We start from the raw sequence: 20,715 nt of genomic DNA, 5'->3' as shown, positions 1-20,715 counted from the left end.
GAAACAGGTTTGTGTCACAAAGCCTCCCCGGCATTATCGTTACCGGCTTCATTGGATTCCACGGTCGCCCCGAGCAACATGCCCCGGCTGGGTTCCTGACCGTTGATAAACATGGCGTCACCGTAACTGAAAAAGCGGTAGCGTTCCTTTACCGCTTCCCGGTAGGCCGACATGACGTTGTCATAGCCGGCAAACGCGCTGACCAACATGATCAGGGTGGATTCCGGCAAATGGAAGTTGGTGATCAGGGCATCCACGGTCTGAAACCGGTAACCCGGGTAAATGAAGATGTCGGTCTCGCCCGTGAACGCCCTCAGGCGACCACCACGGCTGGCCGACTCAAGGGAACGAACCGACGTGGTACCTACGGCAACCACACGCCCTCCCCTTGCACGGGTTCGTTCGATGGCGTCGACGGCATCCTGGGGAACGTTCACCACCTCACTGTGCATGGTGTGATCCTCGATTTTATCGACCCGTACCGGCTGGAATGTGCCGGCACCGACGTGCAGGGTCACAAAGGCACTTTCAATGCCGCAGGCGGCCAGTTTCTCCAGCAAGCCCTCATCGAAATGCAGACCCGCCGTGGGGGCGGCTACGGCGCCTGCTTCCCGGGCGTAAACGGTCTGGTAGCGTTCCCGATCGGTGGATTCGTCCGGACGGTCCACATAGGGCGGCAGTGGCATGTGGCCAATCCGCTCGAGCACCTCAAGCACTGGCTCCTCAGACTCACAGACGAGATGAAACAGCGCTTCGTCCCGCCCCGCCATTCTCAAAGAAGTGCCATCCTCAAGGATAACCTTCTGCCCCTGTTTCAATGCTTTTGAGGCTCGAACATGGGCGATGATGTCATGTTCTCCGGTTACCCGCTCAACCAGAACTTCTACCTGCCCACCGGTCTCCTTCTTGCCAAAAAGGCGCGCAGGGATCACCCGGGTGTTGTTAAACACCAGCAAGTCGCCGGGTTGAAGCAGCTCAGGGAGTTCACTGAATATTCGGTGGTCAAGCTTGCCAGAGAGGCCGTCGAGACAAAGCAGCCTGGACGCGCTGCGATCCTTGAGTGGATAGCGGGCGATCAATTCGTCCGGCAGGTCAAAATGAAAATCGGAGACATTCATGGAATGGACTGTTAACGACGCCGAAGAAAAGAAGATGGTAGCGGCGGGCGGACTCGAACCGCCACGGGTTTTACCCCAACGGATTTTGAATCCGTCGTGTCTACCAATTTCACCACGCCGCCATCGGAGAGTGTTGGGGATTATACTGAGCTAAATCGCGAAAGCAATAAGCCAGCGGACACAACTGCCCGCCGGCTCAGAGTTTTACAATCGATCGAACAGTGACAGCTGCGAAACCTGGGCAAACGACTGCTGGGCCGCCTGCAACACGAAGCTCTGGAAACTCAGGGTGCTGATGGCCTCTGCGTAGTCCACATCCTGCAGCTGGGACCGTATTTCATTGCTGTAGACCGACGAATCCTCCAGGAATGACTTGGTCGATTCCACCGCGTTCATCCGGCCTCCCAACTCCGTCTGCTTGAGGATAATGCTTTCCTGGGCGTTATCGAGGTTGATCAGGGAATTAGCAATCAGGTCGTCGTACTGGGCCTGCCCATCCGGACTGCTCTTGTCGATGTTGTTCAAACCGGAAATCAGGTTCTCAATGGTGCCGAACACCGACTGTTTTTCGTTGATCTTCAGCGTAAACACGTCACCGGCGCCAGGGACCGCGTCTGTGATGGTCGCCTCAACACCAGCAACCGTAAAAGGCTCCCCACTTTCGTAGACAACCGGGTCAACCGGCAAGGCAATGCCCTGACTATCAAACGCCCGCAATTCGGGAGGATTCCCACCCCCCAGATCAATAACCTCGACTGTAATATCGTCAGGAAATGAGCCCGAGTAAGCGGCAGCAAGATCCGCCTCGTTAACCAGTTTGACGCCTGAAATAGAAGCGCCCGGCGTGCTCACCGTGCTGTGTTCGCCGGTGATGGCCGCAGGAACTCTTACGAAAATGTCCTTGCCGTTATCGCTGATCGGAACGGTGACACCATCATCAATTTCGAGGACTCGCTGGCCCTCGTCGCCCTGGTAAATCCAACTGCCTGAGGGATCCTGCTCAAAGGCCTTTACCGAGCCCTGGAATCCACTAAAGATGTATTCGCCGGAGGCATCACGGGTATTGGCAATATTGGCGAGCTGCCCCAGGCGTTCCTCCAGCTCCGAAGAAATCGACCGCCGGTCGTTGGCCGACAATGACCCATTACCCGCCTGAACCGTCAGCTCCCGGATCCGCTGAATCACATCGATCGAACTTGAAAGAGCATTTTCTTCCTGTTTCAGACGGTTGTCCGCCAGGTCGACGTTGCGCTGATAGGTTTCAACCCGCGAAAGCTCCTGATCCAGCTTCAGAATGCGCGCCGCAGCGACCGGATCGTCGGAAGGTTTGTTTACCCTCTGGCCAGTCGAGATCTGTTGCTGGGTGTTATTCAGGCTGGTATTGAGCTCCTGGAGCCGATTAATACCGCCTGAAAAAATCTGCTGTGATGAAATTCTGATCATGTCACATCACCTCAACCGTTACCGGAAACTCTGTAACAGGGTATTGAACAAATCCTGGGCTACCGACATTACCTGGGCCGAGGCATTATAGGCGGCCTGATACTGGATCAGGCGCCCGGCTTCCTCATCCAGGTTAACGCCGGATACAGATTCCCGCTGATTGGTCGACTGCTCCAGAAGGGTTTTGCCGGCATCCACATCCAATTGGCTCTGGCGTGTTTTAACACCGATATCCTCAACAAGCCCCGCATAGCCTTCGGAAAAGTTCTGGCTACCACCATTCAGCGTGTTGGCCGTGCCAAGCGCCGCCAGCAGTTCCGCATTCCTGTTGTCCGAAACACCGTTGGAGTTGTAATTGATCTCGAAGGTGTCACCGTCAGCCGGCTGGCCCGTTATCTTGAACTGAAAACCCTGGTACTCGGCACCATCCGCCGGATTGTCGCTGAACAGCTCATTGGCAACGCCCGGCGTGTAGGGCCGGTTTGCCGGACCTATCGGGTTTCCACCGCCGTCCGTAACCGTGAACACCAGGCCGGTTCCCGGATCGTCGAATGTTACGGTAATTGGCCCGTTCGCCAGTTGCCCGGTCGATTGGAACGCGGGCAACAGGGAGTTGGTGAACGGGTTCCTGACGTTAAGCATGGTGCCCTGATCAATCTTGCCGGTTCCGATATTGTCATCGCCGGTGGTAGCACGAACCGGACTTGCGAAAGCCAGATCCTCCTCCCGATTGACCACCAGCCCAATGCTCTCCGCCGCATTCCGGCTTGGTTGAATCAGATATTTGTCTCCGGCATTGAACGTGCCGCCCTCCACCCGGATGTTGAAACCGGGCATGGAAATCTCAGACTGGGGCGGATCGGGCAACCGGCCCTGATTGACGGTTCTTCCAGTACCCTGATCAATCAACTCGTAGCTTCGCCCATCGCCACTGAACTGGAGAGTCCAGCGGCCTGCCGGAAGCGCCGAACTGTCGGTTATCTCGACGGCCAACTGTCCGTTGGTCGAGGGCGCGTTATTTCCGTTGGGGACCACGCGGCTCCGTTGCGCCTCGAGCGAATTGATATCTGTGAAGAACAGCCCACCGAGTTCGCCCTCCAGATCCATCCCGATTTCATGCTGGTGATTCATGGTGTCGGAGAGGGCAATGGCAATCCTGCCAAGCTCATCGAATGCCGGTTTCAGACCTTCGGTATCGAAACGCAGGAGGCCACCCAGCTTGCCGCCGGTGATCTGTTCATCAATATTGAGGAGGCGTCCACCGTTGCTCAGTGTGAACTCCAGACGTGTCGGATCTTCGGCATTTTCCCGGGTGCCGAGGGTCGAAGCGTTACTGCCAACCACCAGGGACAAACCGTTCGACAGAGACACGTTAACCTGGCTACCGTCTGCCGGGCTGACTTTTATGCTAATAAGCTCCGACAGCTGCCGCAGTTTCTCATCCCGCTTATCCAGCAACTCATTGGGCATCCTGCCCTGGGCGATGCCCGGGGACTCGGATATCGCCAGGTTCAGCTCTGCGATGCTCCTGATCAGGGTATTGCCGTCCTTTACACCCTGCTGCATCTGAGTCTTGATGGACTCCCGCTGCTGGATGAACTCCTGGTTCAGCGCCTGGAACCGGTTAACGACCTGCTGGGCCTCGCTCAGCACCAGTTGGCGCTGAGGCAAAGATGTCGGATCCTCGGCGGCGTTCTGGAGGCTGGCAAAAAAGTTGTTCAGGGCTGTGTTCAGACCAGTGGATTCACCACCGAGCAGGTTATCAAGCCGGGAAAGCTCTGAATTGAGGGCTTCCTGTTCGCCATAAAGAGTGCTGTCTTCCCGCACCTGCTGAACCAGGTATTCATTGGCAAGGCGGCGGATATCGGCAACATTCACGCCACTACCGATGGTCCCGGCTCCGGTGCGCTGCCCTTCCTGGGTTTCAAACAGGACTTCCTGTCTGCTGTAGCCAGGTGTGTTGGCATTTGTGATGTTGTTACCCGTGGTATTCAGTGCCGCCTGATTACTGAGGATGCCGGTCAGACCAATGCCTATCAACCCTGCCATAACGTTTACTCCTTCATCCCGTCACTACCCATGGACAGCGTCATCAGTGAATCACGGCTCATGATCTGGCGGATTTTACTGCCATAGTTCGGGTCGGTTGCGTAGCCGGCTTCCTGGAGTTTCTCCGCAAACACTTCAGGCCTGTCCGCCGCCGACAGCACGTCCCGGTAACGGGGGTTGGATTCGAGGAACGAAACATAGTCCCGGAAGCTGGATTCATAATCCTGGTAGGCCCGGAAACTGGCCTGCTCTTTCATGGGCAGACCCTCGCGGTATTCTGTGGTGGTGAGGGAAACGGCATTACCCTTCCACCGGCTATCCGCTTTGATACCAAAGAGGTTAAAGCTTGGCTCGCCCTGCTCCCCCCGGATCATATGCCGGCCCCAGCCGGTTTCCAGGGCCGCCTGGGCCACCATCAGTTTTGGGTCGATGCCGGTATCCCGGCTGATTCGCTCCGCTACCGGAAGCAAGGCACTCACGAAATGCTCCGGCGAATCGAACCGGTCCGGCAATTCGGACACGTTTTTTTCCGGGGCCGCAGTAAACCCTTGCGCCACCAAAGCGACTTTCTGAACCTGCCCGGGCAAGCTTGCCGAAAGCGCCGGCATACGCCGGTCATAATCCGCGAGGGAAGCCTTGTGGCCAGCCAGCTTATCGCCTTCACTGTCCAGGCCAGGAATTTGTTGGCTCAGTTGCCGGACCAGCGCCTCGGCGAGACCGGTTCCCTGCCCGCCGGCCATGGTCAGACTCACCTGGTTATCAAACATATCGCGATACAGATCCGACTGATTGCTTTTCAGGAAATTACCTTCGGAAAGCACGTCACCGGCCTTGCGCATGGACTTCAGCATCTCAGAAAGGAACAGGCTCTCGAACTGGCGTGCCACCTCTTCCAGCGCCGCCCTCTTGTCCGTCCGGGCCTGCGTTTTCAGCGCGTTCAGCCCGCTGAAATCGGTATATACCCGGGCCTGCTGAAGCGAATAGTCCTGCATCATGCCGCCTAGATAACAATCAGCTCGGCACGCAGCGCACCAGCCTGTTTAAGAGCTTCAAGTACCGCCATAACGTCCCCCGGAGCGGCACCCACCTGGTTCACCGCCTGAACAATCTCGTTCAGCGTGACAGCCGGACCAAACCTGAACATCCTGGCAGGCTCCTCGGTGATTGCAATCTGGGTATCGGGCTCAAGGGCTGTGTCGCCGCCGGCAAACGGATTAGGCTGTACCACCGCGGGATTTTCCTGAATGGTCACCGTCAGGTTGCCGTGGGTTACCGCTGCCGGGCTGACTTTGACATTCTGGCCGACCACGATGGTTCCGGTCCGGCTGTTGATCACCACTTTGGCGGCATCCTGGGCCGGGTCGACTTCAATGTTTTCAAGTATCGAAAGAAAGCTTACCCGCTGGGACGGATCCCGCGGCGCACGCACGGAAACCGAGGTGGCATCGTGGGCATAGGCCATGTCCGGGCCCAGACGATCATTCACCGCCTCAACCACCCGGCGAGCAGTCGTGAAATCCGGTCGCAGGAGATGAACGGTAATGGTGTCGCCCTCCGTAAACGGCGACAAGACCTCACGCTCGATGGTGGCGCCATTCGGGATACGGCCAACGCTGGGAATATTCACGGTAATCCTGGAACCATCCAACCCCTGGGCACCGAAGCCGCCAACCACCAGGCTGCCCTGGGCCACGGCATAAACCTTGTTGTCAGCGCCCTTCAGCGGAGTCATCAGCAAAGTGCCGCCGCGCAGGCTGTCTGCATTGCCAATGGAGGAAACCGTAATATCTATCTCCTGCCCGGCCTTGGCAAACGGTGGCAATGTGGCACTCACGGTTACCGCTGCAATATTGGTGAGTTTCGGGTTAACGCCCTCAGGCAAGGTAATACCGAACTGGTTCATCATGTTCCGGAAGGTCTGATTGGTGAACGGTGCCTTGTCGCCGGTTCCGTCAAGACCAACCACGAGTCCGTAGCCCACCAACTGGTTGTTCCTTACCCCTTTGATCCGGGACAGGTCCTTCAGCCGGTCCGCCATCACCGGTGCCGCACCCACCGTCAGGGCAAGTATCCAGACAAGAAAACGCCGCACGCTCATAGCAGCCACCACTCACTGTTAAAGAAACGGGCAAGCCAGCCCATCTGGTTGGCCTGGTCGAAGTCACCGGTACCGCCATAGGCGATACGGGCATCGGCAATACGGTTTGAGGCAACGGAATTGTCCGGCTGGATATCCCGGGGGCGAACCAGTCCGGTCAGACGGATGTACTCTTCACCATTGGTCAGCGACAGCCACTTTTCGCCCCGGATCCGCAACACGCCATTGGGCAGCACTTCAGTGACCGAGACGGTGATGCTGCCAGCAAGGCTGTTGCTCTGATCCGCGTCGGCCCTGGTTTTAAAATCGCGCTCATTGTTCAGTGACGTGCCGATCCCGAAGTTGCTCTTGCCCAGAATGTTTGGCTCCGGCAACTTGATTTCGTTATCCTTGATGATACGGGTGTCAGCATTCTTGCTGGCACGGGTGGACTCCTGGAGGGTCACTGTCAGTACATCACCCACGTTGAGCGCGACGGTATCCCCGTAAAAGTTATAGTTTCGGGAGACCTGGTAAATCGAACCAGACGCCCTGTCCCTCTGCATCATGGCCTGAGGGCGCACCGGTGCAAACTCGGGGTCATCCGGAATCGCCCGGGGCCGGCTCATGGCCGTGCAACCCTGTAGTAGGATCAGTACCACTAAGGTCGCCAGGGTACTGGCGCCCCGGTTTGTCCGGCTGGATGTCATCGGATTCACGACCTCACCTCTGGCGGCATTAGCCAATGTTGTTGGTAATGAACTGCAGCATCTGATCCGCTGTGGAAACCACTTTCGAGTTCATCTCGTAGGCGCGCTGGGTGGTAATCATGTTCACCAGTTCTTCCACGACCTCCACGTTGGAGGCCTCCAGGGAACCCTGTTCAATGGTGCCAAGCCCGAGCAGACCCGCCTGCCCCTCTATGGGGTTCCCGCTGGAAATGGTTTCCTTGAACAGGTTGTTTCCGATGGCCTGCAACCCCTGGGGATTGATGAAATCCACCAGGGTGATCTGGCCAACGTTCACCGGCGCTGCCTGGTCGTCCGTTATCGCCGTGACCGTGCCGTCGGTGCCAATGGTGATATTGGTGGCGTTATTGGGAACATTGATGGCCGGCTCCAGAAGGTACCCGTCCGGATTGACCACATCGCCGTTGACGTTCAGCTGGAACTGACCGTCCCGGGTGTAGGCAATCTGGCCATCCGGCAGCAGAATCTGCAGAAACCCCCGGCCGTTAATGGCCATGTCCAGCGGCTGCTCGGTAATCTGAAGGTTGCCCTGGGAGAACTGCTTGACCGTGCCCACAACCCGGACACCCGTACCCAGTTGCAGTCCGGAGGGCAGTTCGGAGTTCTGGGTGCTCAGGCCACCGGGTTGCCGGTTGATCTGGTACAGGAGGTCCTGGAAGACCGCCTTGTCCCGTTTGAAGCCGGTGGTGTTGACGTTGGCCAGGTTGTTGGAAATGGTGGACATGTTGATGTCCTGTGCGCTCAAACCGGTCTTGCTGACCCAAAGTGCTGGATTCATGCTGCTTACTCCATACCGGGGGGGGCAATCAGGCGGCCAGTTTTTGCCGCTTCAGGCCCGCCAGGCCACTGTGTTCGGTCGTTACTTAAAGGTTCTGCAACAGCCGTGCCGTTGCTTCGGAATTCTCGTTAGCGGTGGTCATTACCTTCACCTGCATTTCGTATTGCCGGGAAAGCTGCAGATTGGAAATCATCTCTTCCACCGCATTCACGTTGGAGCTCTCAAGAAACCCCGAGACCACTCTGAGGTTTGCATCCGGGGGCTCAGGACCATCGATTGCCTGGTCCGGTTTGCGGCGCACATGTCCGTCGAGGCCCTTCTCCAGAGCATCCGGTGGCGGGTTGACCAGCTTCATACGATCCACCTCAACCAACTGATTCGGCGGGCCGCCAACAGGAATAACAGAAATCGTGCCATCAGCGCCGATTTGCACGTTGTCGAAAGGCGGCAGTGCAACCGGTCCACCATTACCAAGCACAAGCTCACCAGTGCCCAGGCGCACCAGACCATTCACATCGATCTGAAGACTACCGCTGCGGGTAAACACCTCTTCGCCCTGATCATTCTGGATGGCAAGCCACCCTTCACCTTCAACCGCCACATCCAGTTTGCGGCCGGTATCGATAAGGGCGCCTGCGGAAAGGTCTGTGCCGGGTCGTTCTGTCATGGCATAGGCCCGGGTGGGATGGAATTCCCCAAAGACAGGCATGCTACGTGCCTGGGAGAAGTCCTTCTTGAAGCCGGTGGTGCTGACATTCGCCAGATTGTTGGCATGGGCTTGCTGGGCCAGCATGTTCTGCTTGGCGCCAGACATACCGATGTAGAGGGCTTTGTCCATGGGAAAACTCCTGCCGGAATTTTGACTGTTTCCAGTCTTGAAGCAGGAGTCATGCCACGTTCGCAAGTTCGCGAAATTAACGGAGGTTGATGATGGTCTGGGTGACCGCATTGGAGGTTTCGATGGTTTTGGCGTTGGCCTGGTAGTTACGCTGGGCAATGATCAGGTTCACCAGTTCAGCAGACAGATCCACGTTGGATTCCTCGACAGAGCTTGACGCAATGGAACCGAGGGTACCGGTGTCCGGTGCGCCGATGACAGGCTGGCCTGATTCAAAGGTTTCGACCCAGGAAGTATCCCCCACCGGAGACAGGCCATCGGTGTTGCTGAATGTGGCGAGCGCCACCTGACCAAGCGCATTGGATTGTCCGTTGGTGTACCGGGCGAATATGACACCAGCATCCGACACATCGAGGCCCGACAGGCGACCCGTGGTATAACCATTCTGCTGCTGGTCATTAACACCGAATGCCGCGCCGTATTGGGTGGCCTCGCTCAGATCCAGAACGAACGCGGAGCTGGTGGGCGGCTCCGGAATCGGGCTCACGACCGAGGCGGGGTCTGCAGGAGGGCCATCCGCCCCATTAGGGGCGCCACTTGGATCCTTGGGAACCCAGTCAGTCACGACAATCTCACCATTGGAATCACCATTGATGGAAGCCAGCTCGCCGTCCTGGTTGAATATGACGGTATAGGGAGTCTGATCCGTGCCCCCGACCGGCTCACCGTCTACCTGAAGATAAACAGACCACTGACTCTGGCCAACACCATTCCCGGGCGACGGCTCTTTGACATAGAACTGGGTCATCTCATGGGCGTTACCCAGGCTGTCGTAGATGGTGGTTGATGTGGCGTGGTTGTAGGTGCGCTGGTCAATGGGGTTAAAAGCGTTAATGCGCGTGGGTTGCGTATTGTTGTAGGTCGCCACAAACTGAGACCCCACGACATCAGAGGTCACAGTATCCACACTGCGATTTGTGCTTACCGCGATCTCTCCAACGGTGTTCTCAATCGGGTTCGTACTACTACCGTCTCCCCACTGAACGTCAAGCGGTTCACCCGAACTGTCCCTGACCACAAGATTGCCGCTATCCACATTGGCTGAGATGGAGTTATTACCGAAGCTGGAAATAACATTCGCCAGCTCATCGAGTGTCGTCACAGCGCTTACATTCAGGGGCTGACCATTGATCGAGAACTCCAGGCTACCAGACGCAATGGTATTGTTAAGAGTATCGCCGGTCGAGGCGCCATTGGCCGTCGAGTTTATTTCAGCTGTTGTGATACCGGACGCACTCACGCCGGAGGCTGCGGAGATAGCATCGGCAATCTGGCCCGCGGAGTTTATCGGGCTGGGAATAAGAACAGTCTCATCGGCTGAGCCGTCGGAATAGGAAAAAGTAAGCGTTTCACCTGCTGCAAAGTCGCCGGTCTGCAGAGAAAGGTCTCTCACTCTGCGCTCCAGCAAGGATTCACGGGAATCCAGATTCACATCGGTCTGCAGGTTCGTGGTCCTGCGCGGAGCCAGGTTGGCAGTCTCAATCTGCAGGTCTCCACGCACGCCAGACAAATTGCCATCACCATCAGCGGTATAACCCTGCACCTTCATGCCCTGGTTGTTGACCACAAAGCCGTCCTTGTCTACTCCAAACTGGCCGGCCCGGGAGTAGCGCACTTCGCCGCCATTGTTCAGAATAAAGAAGCCATCACCGTCAATTGCCATATCCAGGCCGTTATCAGTGAAGCTGATATTGCCCTGTCCGAAGGACTGTTTCACACCCTGAACCCGGACACCGTCCCCGATCGGGTTGGTGCCTGCGCTCAGGAAGCCACTGGCATAAAGATCGCCGAACTGGGCCTTGCTGCCTTTGAACCCCACGGTGCTGGCGTTGGCAATATTGTTACCGGTGACGTCCAGATCCACCGATGCCGCGCGAAGACCACTCAAACCCGTATTAAATCCCATGGCTCACCTCTTGGTGTTTCACCGGTATCAGTTAATTTGTTTTACATCAGACAGGGCGATGGAGCCCATGCCTGCGAGATTCAGGGTAATGGAGCCGCCCTGACCCAGGGACACGCTGTCAACATTGGCACTTACCATCGTACCCAACTGCTGCGGTCCATCCGGGTAGGAAGCATCGGCTACAATCCGGTAGGAGCCCGGCGGCAAGGGATTGCCGTTGCCGTCCTGGCCATCCCAGCGGAATGAGGTCACACCCGCCGGACTACTACCCATATCAATCTGTCGTACCAGCTCACCATTCTGTCCCTGGATCGAAAGCCGGAGCCCACCGGTCGAGGCCGGCAATTCAATAGTGCCGCTGATCTCACCATCCGCACCCAGAATCCCGATCTGGGAAGGGGCAAGCACGGTTTTGCCGACCATGGCAGAGGCCTGCAGCGCCTGGCTGGAACGGAACTGACCCACCACATCCTCAACCGTACCGGAAAGGTTCTGCATTTCCTCCAGCGAGCTGAACTGGGCCAGTTGGGAGATGAATTCACCGTTGTCCTGGGGTTCCAGCGGGTTCTGGTTCTTCAGCTGGGCCAGCATCAGTTCCATGAACTCGTTCCGACCCAACTCGCTGGTGCCCTGGCCGCCATTCTGTTGCTTCAGCTGGTACTGGCTCAGAACATCCGACGCGTCTGTTGCATTTACTGCAGTCATGTTGTGCTCCTCACCCTGTTACTGCTGACCGAGAGTCAGAATGCGCTGCATCATGGACTTGGCTGTGTTCATGACATCCACATTCATCTGGAAACTTCTGGACGACGACATCATGTCCGCCATCTCTTCAACCACATTCACATTGGGGTAGTAGACGTAGCCGTCCTCGTTGGCCGCCGGGTGATGGGGCTCGTAGCGCATCTGCAGCTCCGCATCACTTTCGACAATACCGTCAACCCTCACGCCGGCGCCCGGCCCCTCATCGGCAGCCATGGGCAAGCCTCCCTGCCCGGGATTCATCAGAGACTGCTGAATCGCCGAGAAAACCGGCTTCCTGGCGCGATAGGTTTCCCCCGTGCTGGAACTTGCCGTTTCTGCATTGGCAATGTTGGACGCGGTTGTATTCAGCCGCAGTGATTGCGCGGTCATGCCGGAACCGGCGATGTCAAAAATGCTGCCCAGTGACATGAAAATTCTCCTTCGCTAATCCTGTGACTGCGGCTTATTCGCCCTTGAGGGCTTTGGTCAAACCGCTGAACTTGCTGTTCAAAAACTGGAAGCTGGCCTGGAAATCCATGGCGTTGCGCATAAACCGGGTCTGCTCCTGCTGGGCGTCTACCGTATTGCCGTCAACCGACGGCTGATGGGGAACCCGATACATCAAATCGCTTTCCGACGCCGATGGCGAGGTATCCATGTGCGCGTCATGGGTTTTGGCCATCTGGAATCCGCTGACCTGCTCCTGGGCCTTCTGCATCATGGCCTGGAAATCCAGATCCCGCGCCTTGAAACCCGGGGTGTCGGCGTTTGCCAGGTTGTTTGCCAGAACTTCGGCACGTTTAACCCGCGCTTCAACCGCGTGTTGATGAATGCCCAGAGCCGAATCAAACGTAATTGCCATGTTGCCTCCCGAAAACTGCACTGGTATGCCGAGCTGTTTTTGCCGGCTGTGCTCTTTGACAGGACTAAAGCAAGCTGAATGCCAGATTTATGGTCAGGTGTTAATTTGTCAGGAAACCCAGTGTTGGCAGGCCCTGCAGAGAATCCGAGTAGCGGTTACGGGAAAGGAGAAAGGAAAAGGGCAAGAAAAAGCGGCAAGCTGCTTCCCCCGGCAGAAGCCGGGGGTATTCAACAAGGTCTCAGGGCCAATGACTCACAAACTCGTCCACCGCCGGTCTGGGCACAGACGGCTTGGATGCCGAGACCGTACCGGTGTAGAGAAAGCCAACAATCTGTTCATGCTCTTCCAGGCCCAACCCCTGGTGAACCGAGGAGTGGTAGGCAACGCCGCCTGTTCTCCACATCACGCCGAAACCGGCATCCTGAAGGGCAAGCTCAACAAAACTCATGCCGGCAGCTGCCGACATGACCTGCTCGATTTCCGGTACTTTGGGATGCGTCCTCGGCGACGCGATACCAACTATGACCATGGGTGCGCGAAGGGGGGCACGCCGGAGCTTCTCGATTTCTTTCTCATCGCTGTTATTGGCACAGGTGGACGCAAACAGCTCTCCCAGGGCTTCAAGGCCTTTACCCTCGATCACCAGATAGCGCCAGGGCCTGAGCAGTGCATGGTCCGGTGCACGCGCCGCGCAGGAAAAGGCCCTTTCGAGGGTTGTCGAATCCGGCGCGGGTGATTCCAGCCTCGGTTCAGAGGAGCGGTTCAGGAGGAAATCGGTAACTGCGGTCATATCTGCTCGCTGTTTAAAGACTGTTGAAATATAGGTACGAACACAATTCATGGCTGTGAATTGTGGGTTCTACGTAATGCTGTTAACCTTTAGTCGTAGTCGGGTCTACCAACAATTATAAATGACGCGGTCGTACAACGTTGAGTGGCAACACAATGAGCAACCAGCAAACCTTCAATAACTTTTCCGAATTTTATCCGTACTACCTCGAAGAGCACAGCGACGTCACCTGTCGCCGTTTGCATTTCGCTGGAAGTCTCCTGGTCCTGATAGTCGCCGTATGGGCTCTGGCTTCGGGCAAGCTGTTGTGGCTTCTGGCCTTGCCGGTCATAGGCTATGGCTTTGCGTGGGTTGGTCATTTCAAGTTTGAAAAAAATCGCCCCGCTACCTTCAAATATCCACTGTACAGCCTTATGGGTGACTGGGTCATGTTCCGCGACATGCTCATTGGCAGGATCCGTTTCTGAAATGATGAGTGCCCCGGCAGACCTGCGTAATGCCAGTAGCTCAGCTGGCAGAGCCCTCTCGTCCGAGGCGGCGGGCAACCCGATCGCCATTCCCCCGATGCCCGATTACAATGGCCGGGTACTGGCATACACCTCAACCGCCGCCATTATCGTAACCGGCGTTCTCCAGGGCGCCTTTCCGCAATGGCTTCTCTGGCTGGTTGCCGGGGCCCTCACCTGGCCCCACATCGCCCATGCCCTGACTCGCCGCACTTTCCTCAGGAATTCGCCACGCATCCGTCAGAAAATGCTGATATTTGATTGCGTGGTTGGTGGCGCTTTCATTGGTTGCATCGGGCTGATCGTCATCCCCTCCCTCGCCGTTGCACTGATGCTGATGTTCAGTTGCCTGATTGTTGGTGGTATCCGTCAGTGGGTCCTGGGCACCGGCTTCATGGCGGCCTCCATTGCGGGGGCGGTTGCGATCGTCGGCCCGGCAGACGGACCACACTCGCCCCTGCTGACCAGCATCGTGTCGATTTTATCCACCGGGCTTTATATTTGCGTTACGGCTTACTATTCCCACCAGCAGGCACGGGCGTTGATGCTGGCAAAGACCCAGATCCAGAACCAGCGGGAGCAGTCCATCGCGCTTTCACACAAACTGTCCAAATATCTCTCGCCTCAAGTCTGGCAGTCGATCTTCACCGGTGAGCGGGACGTGAGACTGGAAACCCAGCGCAAGAAACTGGCGGTGTTTTTCTCTGACATCAAAGGCTTCACCGAATTGTCTGAGGAAATGGAACCCGAAGCACTGACCGAACTGCTGAATCACTACTTCAATGAAATGTCGGAAGTTGCTCTCAAGTATGGCGGCACCATCGACAAGTTCGTTGGTGATTCCATCATGGTGTTCTTTGGCGATCCAACCAGCCGTGGCCAGAGGGAGGACGCATTTGCCTGTGTCTCCATGGCCATCGAGATGCGCAAGCATATGAAAATCATGCGGCAGAAATGGCGCAGCCAGGGCATCAAGACCCCGCTGGAAATCCGCATGGGAATAAGCACCGGTTATACAACGGTTGGTAACTTTGGCGCCGAGAACCGGATGGATTACACGATTATCGGCAAGGAAGTAAACCTGGCCAGCCGGCTTGAGTCCCTGGCGGAGCCGGGCGAAATCCTCGTTTCCTACGAAACCTTCGCGCTGATCAAGGACAAGATCATGTGCAGAGACAAGGGCGAGATTACCGTGAAGGGCTTTGTCAAGCCGGTGCCAATTTACGAAGTGGTCGACTTCCGGCGCGACATGGGGCCCAACCGAAGCTTCCTGGAACACGAACATAGCGGCTTCGCCATGTATCTCGATTCGGACAAGATCACCGAGAAAGAGCGGCAGGCCATCCTGACCGCTCTGGAAGATGCTGCAGATCGCCTGCGGCGGGAAGAGGATGTTTCCTGAGGCGCTTCCCTGCGCTCAAACAGAATCCTGCTACTGACGTATCAACCTTGGGCCGGCATCCCCGCCGGTTTCCGTGCTTCGCCACGGATTTATATCCAGCCCGCCCCGCCGTGTATACCGGGCAACCACGGTAAGCGACTCCGGGTTGCACCGCCCCATCAGATCGGTAAACACGGTTTCCACGCAATGCTCGTGGAAATCCTGTTTCTGCCGGAAGCTCACCACGTAACGCAACAAACCGCCCCGATCGATTTTCGGTCCGGTGTAGCTTATGAGGAGTGTCGCCCAGTCAGGCTGACCGGTTACCGGGCAGTTGCTCTTCAGCAGATGGGAGCAGAGCCGTTCTGTCACCACCTCCCCACTCGCTGAAAGCGCCTCAGGCGCGTATTCAAAAACCACTTCGCTGACCGGCTCGTCATCAATGAGCTCGAAGCCCTCCGGCCGGCCAATCGCTTCACCGGATTCGTCGACGCTCAACAGATTCACCTGAACAGCACCGCCGCAGGCGCTGGAAAGATCCTGGGTAATCACCTCCGCGACCTGCTCCCGAGAAGAGTAGACCGCCTGGTTCAACGAGTTCAGGTACAGCTTGAGCGATTTGGACTCAATGATTGCGGGCGAGGCCGCCGGAAAAACAATCTCCGCCCAGGCCACTTCCGGCACGCCGCTTGGACGCAGCCAGGAGATTTCCCAGGCCTGCCACAGATCCTCGCCAAACCAAGGCCAACGGCCATCCTCCAGACCAATGCGGCGGCGATTTTCCTCTCTCGCCACCGGGAAAAGCAGCCCAGGATCGTAGCTGTCCGGGTAGTCGCTTGTCTTGCCAAGCGGAGCGTCGTTAAGTGCCATAGTGGTTCCTGAAATCAGTGGCGAATGCCTTTACCACGCTCCAGCATTCTGAGAGCGATGAATGCCAGTACGGAGATGAAAACCAGAATCATACCAAGAGAAACAAACGGATTAACGTCTGACACGCCCAGAATGCCGTACCGGAAGCCGTTGACCATGTAGAGGATAGGGTTGGCCATGGATACGCCCTGCCAGAACCCCGGCAGTAAATCGATGCTGTAGAACACGCCGCCCAGATACGTCAACGGCGTCAATACGAACGTGGGCACAATGGAGATGTCATCAAACTTGGTCGCCAACATGGCGTTGATAAAGCCACCCAGGGCAAACAGTGCCGAAGTCAGAAATACCGTCAGAACCATCATGGGCAAGTTGTGGATGGACAGGCGGGTAAACGCCAGTGACAACAGCGTGACAATCAACCCGATGCCGAGGCCTCGCGCCATGCCACCTGTCACATAGCCGGCCAGGATCACCCAGTTCGGCACCGGCGACACCAGAAGCTCCTCGATGCTGCGCTGGAACTTCATGGAGAAAAACGAAGACACCACATTGGCGTAGGAACTAGTGATCACCGACATCATGATCAGCCCCGGCACAATGAAAGACATGTACTCGAAGCCGCCCATCTCCCCGATACGGGAGCCGATGAGGTTGCCGAAAATAATGAAATACAGGGTCATGGTGACCGCGGGCGGCAACAGGGTTTGCGCCCAGATGCGGGTAAACCGGCGTATCTCCCGGACAACGATGGTACTGAAGGCGGTAAAGAGCGCTTGTGGCGTCATGCGGCACCCTCCACGGTTTGAGTTGACTCCGCAGCGTTCTCTTCGACCATGCGAATAAACAGTTCCTCCAGCCGGTTGGCCTTGGTCCTCATGCTGACCACTTTGATGCCCAACCGTTCAAGCTCCACGAACACCTGGTTGAGCCCCTGCCCTTTCTGCACTTCCACCTCGAGAGCACCTTCTCCGTCCAATCGAGTCGGGAAACCATTCAGTTCAGGCGCGGCATCAAGGGTCTTCTCGGTGTCCAGAACAAAGGTTTCCAGGCTTAGTTGCTGCAGCAGGGCCTTTTTGCTGGTGTTTTTCAGAATCTTGCCGTGATCGATAATGGCAATATTGCGGCAAAGGGCTTCCGCTTCCTCCAGATAATGGGTCGTCAGGATAATGGTGGTGCCCTGACGATTCATTTCTTCCAGAAAGGTCCACATGGACCGACGAAGTTCAATATCTACGCCGGCAGTCGGCTCGTCCAGGATCAACAGTTTGGGCTCATGAACCAGGGCCCGGGCAATCATCAGACGACGCTTCATACCTCCGGAGAGCATGCGTGCCGGGGTGTCCCGCTTCTCCCAGAGTCCGAGCTTTTTCAGATACTTTTCAGCCGACGCCGAGGCCTGTTTAAGAGGAATTCCGTAGTAGCCGGCCTGGGTGGTGACAATGTCGAAGACCTTTTCGAACTGGTTGAAGTTGAACTCCTGCGGCACAACACCAAGGTTCAACTTGGCATCCGAGAGATGGGTGTCGGTGTCATATCCGAACACCCGCACCTTTCCGGCTGTTTTGTTAACCAGGGAGCAAACAATACCCAGGGTGGTCGATTTGCCTGCCCCATTGGGCCCCAGCAAGGCAAAGAAGTCCCCCTCGGCGACGTGCAGATCAATCCCCTTGAGAGCCTTGAAGCCGTCACCATAGGTTTTGGTGAGGCCCTCAATTTCCAGTGCATTGGTCATAACTCATCCCGATTCGGTGAAAAACGGCAAAGAACGGCCCTCGCCGCCAGCCAGAATTTAGATTGCTATTTATTGTGACAAAGTCGCTGATTTCAAGGCCCTTATCGGCCGGAGGCATGCCCGGACCAATAACGGAAACTGCGACAGGAATCCCGATATGAGGCAAATCACGCCCCTATAATGCGGTTACAACAATTTACAAAAGAGGCTGCTGCACCCCGGGTGCAGGCGCGCTGAAACGAAGGGAATGTACGTTCAACCATGAGATCCGTTCACCGCACCCGACTTACGTTCACCCTGCTGGGCACACTTGCTCTCTCCGGCTGTCTGGATGACGGCGGAGGCTCCGGCGACGACAGGAGCACCGGCCGAGTCAATTTCAATGGTTTTAACGGTCTTTCCTATCAGACTGCCAGTCAGTCCGGCACCACCAACGCAGCGGGAGAATTCCGCTACTACCCCGGCGAAACCCTCACGTTCAGGGTTGGAGACCTGCCGCTGGTTAGCGATGTACCGGCCAGGCAATACGTAACCCTGCTCGAATTTTTCGAGACCACCCGCACAGGGCTGCAAACGCCAATGGTGGATGATGAGGGATTGAGCACCCACACGCTGACTGAGCAAAACGTTCTGGAGAATACAACGCTGATGAACCTGTCCCGGTTCCTGATGCTCCTGAACTGGAGCCAGAATGTCGCTGAGGGCGACGGTATCGATATCCGCGACCGGGTTATTACGCAGTTGAACGCGGCCCTTCCGGGCCTGACAGCGCCGATTGATTTCAGTGTCAGCGAATCCGAATTCACGGCCAACAACCCGATGTCCCCCGCCAACCAGCTGCTTGCCGCGATCTGTTTTTACCCCGAGGACGATGAACTCTGTGAAGAGCCGCCAACCCAGGAGGAAATCGACAACGCACCGCCACGACCGGAGAATGATGAAGATCGCGATCCTGACATTGAATACAGTGAAGACCTGCAGGCCAAAAAGGACCGAATCGAAAACGCCGTGCGAACCATGGAAGACATCGATTCGGAGGATGCCCAGACCTATCTCACCCGGGAACTCAAGGCGATCAGTACAACCGTCGCAAACCGATATTTCCTGGATGAAGACGTTGCCAGTCATCCGGCCACTGATACAGCTTTGAAGCAGGTTGCGGTTCGGAAAATCTGGGGCGGACTTTCCCTGGCGGAGCTGGAGGCCATCAGCACACGCCCGCAGGATATCCAGATAAATTCAGCCGACTGGCAGAGCGGAGAGGTTGAGTATTTTGTCGCTGGTCCCTCCGGCGGTGAGTCCGAGCTGCTGCTCAGCTTCCGTCCGGAGGATACCTATCGGTGGGTTCGCAAACAGCTGCGAGTGCTTATCCGCTGATCAGGCGCGAGAGGCTCCAGCGTGATTCCACGCCGGTCACGTCGTAATAGGAAGGATCGAGGCCTTCCGTACCGTGCGGCAGACAATCGCGAACCCGCACGGTTTCTGGCGCTTCCTTGCCTTCGTTATATCTGGCCAGATCAATAATTTTGGCTGTTTTCAACGGCCTTGAGGCAGCATCGGTCATTACCATTACCCGCGGCCACAAACGGCGCTCAGGGGAATGGGAAACCACAATACCGCGCTGACCATCGGTCAGCTCGACCAGACTCCCGGTGGGATAGATACCGATCGCCTGGATGAAATTCTCGACCAGGTCCTCCTGGAACTCGATATTGCGCATCTCATAGAGCAGCGTGACCGCTTTTGCCGGTGTCATCGGCTCGGCATGAGACCGGGGCGCTATCAACGATTCGAAAAATTCCGCGATACCGGCAACCTTGGCCAGCAATGGAATCCGATCGCCGCGGACACCCTCCGGAAAGCCGGAACCGTTATGACGTTCCCGATGCCCCTGAACCACACTCAGCACGGCACGGGAGAGCCCGCCGTTTTCAAGCATCCTGACTCCACGGCCAACGTAACTCCGGTAGGTCAGATACTCCTCTGAGCTTAACTGGCCTTCCCGCGCCAGCAACTCGGCAGGCAGCGTGGTCTTGCCCACCTGGGACAGCAGGCAACCCAGGCCCAAATGGTTCAGCAGCCCCTCGTTCAACCCGAGATGGCGTCCACACACCAGGGCCCAGACAGAGGTATTCAATGCATGCCGGTACAGGTAGCTATCGTGGGCACGGGTGCGACTGAGCCACAATAGAGCGTCTGGCTGGCGAACAACGCTACTCACCATTTTGCTGGTGATCGCAGCGATCGGCCGGAGATCGGGCACGCCATCGGCACGAAGTGTCTCGAAAAGCTGATCCAGCGCGCCTTCCATATCGTCAAGCAGGCGCTTTGAGGTTTTCATTTCCTTCTTGAGACTGGTAACGGTTTCATACGTCACTGGCTCGCGAATACTCAGGGGCGGCAACTGGAGTTGCTCCCGCCCACCCCTGCGCTTGCCTTGCAATGTTCCGAAAGCCGGCTTGCTTCCGCCTTTTACCTCTTTGGATTCCCTTGCTTCCGCCACATCGACCAGAACCCATTTGCAGTGGGATACCAGTGCACGAATGTCATCCTGGGACCGGATATGGAAACCCTGAATCGGAAAGGGGGTCTGATGCCATGGCCTGTCCAGATCAGACACGAACATGCCCACTTCCAGATCATGAACTGCGACTTTTTTCTGTTGGACACCCACGGGCCACCTCACACAACAAACTTTTCGATAGCTACCATTCTGACCGAACCGCCGGAAGACACAATTACAATATCGTATCGCCAGGTAACCCAAACGCGACAAAACGTAACGCTAATGTTCAACAGGAAACAAAAT

20 protein-coding genes and 1 tRNA gene are annotated in these 20,715 nt (G+C 56.7%); 3 read left to right on the top strand and 18 right to left on the bottom strand.

Annotated features, from left to right (window positions below; all coding sequences use genetic code 11):
• Window positions 1–14: 14 nt before the first annotated feature.
• The 14 genes from queA to ACP86_RS18345 all read right to left on the bottom strand — a co-directional run bounded on the left by queA (window position 15) and on the right by ACP86_RS18345 (window position 13,414).
• Complete coding sequence (queA, locus tag ACP86_RS18410; RefSeq protein ID WP_053115013.1) at window positions 15–1,118, bottom strand: tRNA preQ1(34) S-adenosylmethionine ribosyltransferase-isomerase QueA; 1,104 nt, start codon at window positions 1,116–1,118, stop codon at window positions 15–17.
• Window positions 1,119–1,153: 35 nt separating this feature from the next.
• A tRNA-Leu gene (locus ACP86_RS18405) sits at window positions 1,154–1,240 on the bottom strand.
• Between the two features lie 82 nt (window positions 1,241–1,322).
• Complete coding sequence (gene flgL / locus ACP86_RS18400; RefSeq protein ID WP_053115012.1) at window positions 1,323–2,561, bottom strand: flagellar hook-associated protein FlgL; 1,239 nt, start codon at window positions 2,559–2,561, stop codon at window positions 1,323–1,325.
• A gap of 18 nt (window positions 2,562–2,579) precedes the next feature.
• The gene (gene flgK, locus ACP86_RS18395) at window positions 2,580–4,610 is read right to left on the bottom strand and encodes a flagellar hook-associated protein FlgK (RefSeq protein ID WP_053115011.1); all 2,031 of its coding nucleotides are present in this window, start codon (window positions 4,608–4,610) and stop codon (window positions 2,580–2,582) included.
• Window positions 4,611–4,615: 5 nt separating this feature from the next.
• Window positions 4,616–5,602 (bottom strand): flagellar assembly peptidoglycan hydrolase FlgJ, encoded by a 987-nt coding sequence (gene flgJ / locus ACP86_RS18390; protein ID WP_053115010.1) that lies wholly within the window; start codon window positions 5,600–5,602, stop codon window positions 4,616–4,618.
• Between the two features lie 8 nt (window positions 5,603–5,610).
• On the bottom strand, window positions 5,611–6,708 hold the full coding sequence (locus ACP86_RS18385; RefSeq protein WP_053115009.1) for a flagellar basal body P-ring protein FlgI: 1,098 nt from the start codon (window positions 6,706–6,708) through the stop codon (window positions 5,611–5,613).
• A complete protein-coding gene (gene flgH / locus ACP86_RS18380; protein ID WP_011784617.1) occupies window positions 6,705–7,397 on the bottom strand; it encodes a flagellar basal body L-ring protein FlgH in 693 nt (230 codons plus the stop codon). Before flgH ends, ACP86_RS18385 begins: the two co-directional genes overlap by 4 nt.
• A gap of 28 nt (window positions 7,398–7,425) precedes the next feature.
• Window positions 7,426–8,214, bottom strand: a complete 789-nt coding sequence (gene flgG / locus ACP86_RS18375) for a flagellar basal-body rod protein FlgG (RefSeq protein WP_011784616.1) — start codon at window positions 8,212–8,214, stop codon at window positions 7,426–7,428.
• A gap of 85 nt (window positions 8,215–8,299) precedes the next feature.
• Entirely contained in the window at window positions 8,300–9,052 is a 753-nt protein-coding gene (locus ACP86_RS18370; RefSeq protein ID WP_053115008.1) for a flagellar basal body rod protein FlgF, read from the bottom strand.
• Window positions 9,053–9,128: 76 nt separating this feature from the next.
• Window positions 9,129–11,018, bottom strand: coding sequence for a flagellar hook protein FlgE (locus ACP86_RS18365; protein ID WP_053115007.1), 1,890 nt, complete (start codon window positions 11,016–11,018; stop codon window positions 9,129–9,131).
• A gap of 27 nt (window positions 11,019–11,045) precedes the next feature.
• Window positions 11,046–11,723 carry a flagellar hook assembly protein FlgD gene (locus ACP86_RS18360; RefSeq protein WP_053115006.1) on the bottom strand — a complete coding sequence of 226 codons (678 nt, stop codon included), beginning with the start codon at window positions 11,721–11,723 and terminating at the stop codon, window positions 11,046–11,048.
• An 18-nt stretch (window positions 11,724–11,741) separates the two neighbouring features.
• Window positions 11,742–12,191, bottom strand: a complete 450-nt coding sequence (flgC, locus tag ACP86_RS18355) for a flagellar basal body rod protein FlgC (protein ID WP_053115005.1) — start codon at window positions 12,189–12,191, stop codon at window positions 11,742–11,744.
• Between the two features lie 34 nt (window positions 12,192–12,225).
• The gene (gene flgB / locus ACP86_RS18350) at window positions 12,226–12,624 is read right to left on the bottom strand and encodes a flagellar basal body rod protein FlgB (protein WP_041645182.1); all 399 of its coding nucleotides are present in this window, start codon (window positions 12,622–12,624) and stop codon (window positions 12,226–12,228) included.
• A 238-nt stretch (window positions 12,625–12,862) separates the two neighbouring features.
• Window positions 12,863–13,414, bottom strand: coding sequence for a nitroreductase family protein (locus ACP86_RS18345; RefSeq protein ID WP_014576882.1), 552 nt, complete (start codon window positions 13,412–13,414; stop codon window positions 12,863–12,865).
• Between the two features lie 155 nt (window positions 13,415–13,569).
• Between ACP86_RS18345 and ACP86_RS18340 the strand changes: the two genes are divergently transcribed.
• Window positions 13,570–13,881 (top strand): Mpo1-like protein, encoded by a 312-nt coding sequence (locus ACP86_RS18340; RefSeq protein ID WP_053115004.1) that lies wholly within the window; start codon window positions 13,570–13,572, stop codon window positions 13,879–13,881.
• Window position 13,882: 1 nt separating this feature from the next.
• The gene (locus ACP86_RS18335) at window positions 13,883–15,322 is read left to right on the top strand and encodes an adenylate/guanylate cyclase domain-containing protein (RefSeq protein WP_053115003.1); all 1,440 of its coding nucleotides are present in this window, start codon (window positions 13,883–13,885) and stop codon (window positions 15,320–15,322) included.
• Between the two features lie 30 nt (window positions 15,323–15,352).
• Here the strand turns inward: ACP86_RS18335 and queF are convergent, their stop codons facing one another.
• The 3 genes from queF to ACP86_RS18320 are packed head-to-tail and all read right to left on the bottom strand — an operon-like array spanning window position 15,353 to window position 17,906.
• Complete coding sequence (gene queF, locus ACP86_RS18330; protein WP_053115002.1) at window positions 15,353–16,171, bottom strand: NADPH-dependent 7-cyano-7-deazaguanine reductase QueF; 819 nt, start codon at window positions 16,169–16,171, stop codon at window positions 15,353–15,355.
• A gap of 14 nt (window positions 16,172–16,185) precedes the next feature.
• Complete coding sequence (locus ACP86_RS18325; RefSeq protein ID WP_053115001.1) at window positions 16,186–16,959, bottom strand: ABC transporter permease; 774 nt, start codon at window positions 16,957–16,959, stop codon at window positions 16,186–16,188.
• On the bottom strand, window positions 16,956–17,906 hold the full coding sequence (locus tag ACP86_RS18320) for an ABC transporter ATP-binding protein (protein ID WP_014576877.1): 951 nt from the start codon (window positions 17,904–17,906) through the stop codon (window positions 16,956–16,958). The genes ACP86_RS18325 and ACP86_RS18320 overlap by 4 nt, the downstream gene beginning before the upstream one ends.
• Window positions 17,907–18,167: 261 nt before the next feature.
• Here ACP86_RS18320 and ACP86_RS18315 point away from each other — a divergent pair, with 261 nt between their 5' ends.
• Window positions 18,168–19,283, top strand: a complete 1,116-nt coding sequence (locus ACP86_RS18315) for a hypothetical protein (protein WP_053115000.1) — start codon at window positions 18,168–18,170, stop codon at window positions 19,281–19,283.
• Here ACP86_RS18315 and ACP86_RS18310 read toward each other — a convergent pair.
• A complete protein-coding gene (locus ACP86_RS18310) occupies window positions 19,273–20,580 on the bottom strand; it encodes an HD-GYP domain-containing protein (RefSeq protein ID WP_053114999.1) in 1,308 nt (435 codons plus the stop codon). The genes ACP86_RS18315 and ACP86_RS18310 overlap by 11 nt on opposite strands.
• Window positions 20,581–20,715: the final 135 nt, after the last annotated feature.

Origin of the sequence: Marinobacter sp. CP1, assembly GCF_001266795.1 — a bacterium.
Taxonomy (GTDB): Bacteria; Pseudomonadota; Gammaproteobacteria; order Pseudomonadales; family Oleiphilaceae; genus Marinobacter; species Marinobacter flavimaris.
This window is presented reverse-complemented; position numbering and strand designations above follow the sequence as displayed.

Coding starts and splice junctions, on each gene's coding strand:
- queA (WP_053115013.1), bottom strand. CDS start 1,118: ATGAATGTCTCCGATTTTCATTTTGACCTGCCGGACGAATTGATCGCC.
- flgL (WP_053115012.1), bottom strand. CDS start 2,561: ATGATCAGAATTTCATCACAGCAGATTTTTTCAGGCGGTATTAATCGG.
- flgK (WP_053115011.1), bottom strand. CDS start 4,610: ATGGCAGGGTTGATAGGCATTGGTCTGACCGGCATCCTCAGTAATCAG.
- flgJ (WP_053115010.1), bottom strand. CDS start 5,602: ATGCAGGACTATTCGCTTCAGCAGGCCCGGGTATATACCGATTTCAGC.
- ACP86_RS18385 (WP_053115009.1), bottom strand. CDS start 6,708: ATGAGCGTGCGGCGTTTTCTTGTCTGGATACTTGCCCTGACGGTGGGT.
- flgH (WP_011784617.1), bottom strand. CDS start 7,397: ATGACATCCAGCCGGACAAACCGGGGCGCCAGTACCCTGGCGACCTTA.
- flgG (WP_011784616.1), bottom strand. CDS start 8,214: ATGAATCCAGCACTTTGGGTCAGCAAGACCGGTTTGAGCGCACAGGAC.
- ACP86_RS18370 (WP_053115008.1), bottom strand. CDS start 9,052: ATGGACAAAGCCCTCTACATCGGTATGTCTGGCGCCAAGCAGAACATG.
- ACP86_RS18365 (WP_053115007.1), bottom strand. CDS start 11,018: ATGGGATTTAATACGGGTTTGAGTGGTCTTCGCGCGGCATCGGTGGAT.
- ACP86_RS18360 (WP_053115006.1), bottom strand. CDS start 11,723: ATGACTGCAGTAAATGCAACAGACGCGTCGGATGTTCTGAGCCAGTAC.
- flgC (WP_053115005.1), bottom strand. CDS start 12,191: ATGTCACTGGGCAGCATTTTTGACATCGCCGGTTCCGGCATGACCGCG.
- flgB (WP_041645182.1), bottom strand. CDS start 12,624: ATGGCAATTACGTTTGATTCGGCTCTGGGCATTCATCAACACGCGGTT.
- ACP86_RS18345 (WP_014576882.1), bottom strand. CDS start 13,414: ATGACCGCAGTTACCGATTTCCTCCTGAACCGCTCCTCTGAACCGAGG.
- ACP86_RS18340 (WP_053115004.1), top strand. CDS start 13,570: ATGAGCAACCAGCAAACCTTCAATAACTTTTCCGAATTTTATCCGTAC.
- ACP86_RS18335 (WP_053115003.1), top strand. CDS start 13,883: ATGATGAGTGCCCCGGCAGACCTGCGTAATGCCAGTAGCTCAGCTGGC.
- queF (WP_053115002.1), bottom strand. CDS start 16,171: ATGGCACTTAACGACGCTCCGCTTGGCAAGACAAGCGACTACCCGGAC.
- ACP86_RS18325 (WP_053115001.1), bottom strand. CDS start 16,959: ATGACGCCACAAGCGCTCTTTACCGCCTTCAGTACCATCGTTGTCCGG.
- ACP86_RS18320 (WP_014576877.1), bottom strand. CDS start 17,906: ATGACCAATGCACTGGAAATTGAGGGCCTCACCAAAACCTATGGTGAC.
- ACP86_RS18315 (WP_053115000.1), top strand. CDS start 18,168: ATGAGATCCGTTCACCGCACCCGACTTACGTTCACCCTGCTGGGCACA.